This is a genomic window from Psychrobacillus sp., assembly GCF_056205495.1.
In genome coordinates this window covers 1-1,851 of the sequence record NZ_JBAEAP010000008.1, presented here as the reverse complement: position 1 = coordinate 1,851, position 1,851 = coordinate 1, and the positions used below count along the sequence as shown (strand labels likewise).

2 protein-coding genes are annotated in these 1,851 nt (G+C 39.4%); both read left to right on the top strand.

Annotated features, from left to right (window positions below):
- Positions 1–679: Ger(x)C family spore germination C-terminal domain-containing protein (locus AC06OU_RS00170; protein ID WP_475853306.1), on the top strand; the 679-nt coding region annotated here is incomplete at its 5' end.
- A 226-nt stretch (positions 680–905) separates the two neighbouring features.
- The gene (locus tag AC06OU_RS00165; protein WP_475853304.1) at positions 906–1,640 is read left to right on the top strand and encodes a glucose 1-dehydrogenase; all 735 of its coding nucleotides are present in this window, start codon (positions 906–908) and stop codon (positions 1,638–1,640) included.
- Positions 1,641–1,851: the final 211 nt, after the last annotated feature.

Here is a 1,851-nt window from a genome sequence, read left to right as displayed (position 1 = left end):
AACGGAGCCTAAAGGCGAATCCGCAGTCATTTCACCTCTCTCTAAATTTTTTGGGAATGTAGGCACCGAAAGCCCTTATATTGTCTCTACGTACTTATATGAATTTAGAAGGAGCTTTTATAGTGAAGGTATTGACGCGGTTCTACCAATCGTCGAGTCCAATGAGTCAGGTTCTCAGCTGATTGTAAATAAATCAATCATCGTAAAGGAAAAACGGGATTCATTTCATTTATCCTCTAGCCTCACTAGAGATTACAATGCCCTTGCCAATAATATTGGCGGCTATAGCGTCAAATTGGAAACAGATGAATTAAATTTAGTTCTGAATCTAATTAATGTAAATATGAAATACAAGGTAAATAAAAAAAATGGTCAGCCAGCATCCATTAAAATCAATGTAAAAATGGATGGTATAGTCAGCCAGTCAGATAAGAGACTGCATGTTGAAAATCTAGATGAGTACAGTAAGTTAGCTTCTAAGGAAATAAAGTCCGAATTAGAAAAGCTATTTACTATGTTACAAGAAGAAGAGCTAGATCCTTTTGGCTTCGGACTAAAGTTTAGAACTATGCAGCTCTATGAGAAGGACATATTTGATAAATGGGAGCAAGCTTATCCTAACCTACCATTTGATTTGACTGTTGACGTCTCCTTAAAAAGCACTGGAACAATTCAATAGATACTGTGTGATTAATATCATTGTCTGTGGACGTTCAAGTAGTATATATTGAACTTGAGCAGTATGGATTTAGCTTAGTGAAGGTATTTTCTTAGTTAAATGGCTAAGACTAATACAGTATTTTTATCATTGTAGCATCTCTTTGGTTTTGAAGAAAAGAGAACTATAATAGGGTTGTAATCGTTTACTTTATTAATAAAAAATATGATTCTTGGAGGAATTTATAATGGGTCGTTTAACGGATAAAGTTGCTATTGTTACAGGTGGAGCACGTGGAATGGGTGAATCACACGTACGTACGTTTGTTAGAGAAGGTGCGAAGGTTGTTTTCACTGACCTAAACGAAGAAGGCGGACAAGCTTTAGCAAAAGAATTAGGAGAAAACGTATTGTTCGTCAAGCAAGACGTAACAAAAGCAGCTGACTGGACAACTGTGATCGAGGAAACAGAAAAAGCATTTGGCCCAGCTAACATTTTAGTTAACAATGCAGGTATTAGCCTGTCCACTCCTCTAATGGAAATGACAGAAGCAGATTACCGTAAAATCGTAGACATCAACCAAGTCTCCGTATTCCTTGGAACAAAGGCAGTTGTCCCATCTATGCAAAAAGCTGGTGGTGGCTCAATCGTGAACATCTCTTCTATGAACGGATTAGTTGGCGGAGCAGTTGGCTACACAGACACTAAATTTGCGGTGCGTGGTATGACGAAAGCTGCAGCTCTTCAATTAGCTCACTTAGGCATCCGCGTGAACTCTGTACACCCAGGCGTCATCGAAACACCAATGGTAAGCCAAGGCGATGCAGTAGAACTGATTAAAGAATTCGCTAAGCACATCCCACTGAAACGCGTAGCCCAATCAGAAGAAGTTTCTAATCTAGTCCTTTTCCTAGCATCCGACGAAGCAAGCTACTCAACAGGATCTGAATTCGTCATCGATGGCGGATTAACTGCACAGTAATAAATGATAAAGAGAACTCTCCAGTAGCGTACTGGGGAGTTTTTTTCTGTTTGTGCATACGCCAGGGGGCATATCATTCGGGTGACCGACCGATTATTTGGAAGAACCGACCGATTATCTGGCTTGACCGACCGATTATCGGCAAAAACCGACCGATTAATGAAATAAGCCGACTAATGATGACCCTCAAGAACCAATTTTTAATTAACAA

Excerpts from the sequence above, each read along its gene's own strand:
- AC06OU_RS00165 (WP_475853304.1), top strand. The coding sequence starts at position 906 with ATGGGTCGTTTAACGGATAAAGTTGCTATTGTTACAGGTGGAGCACGT.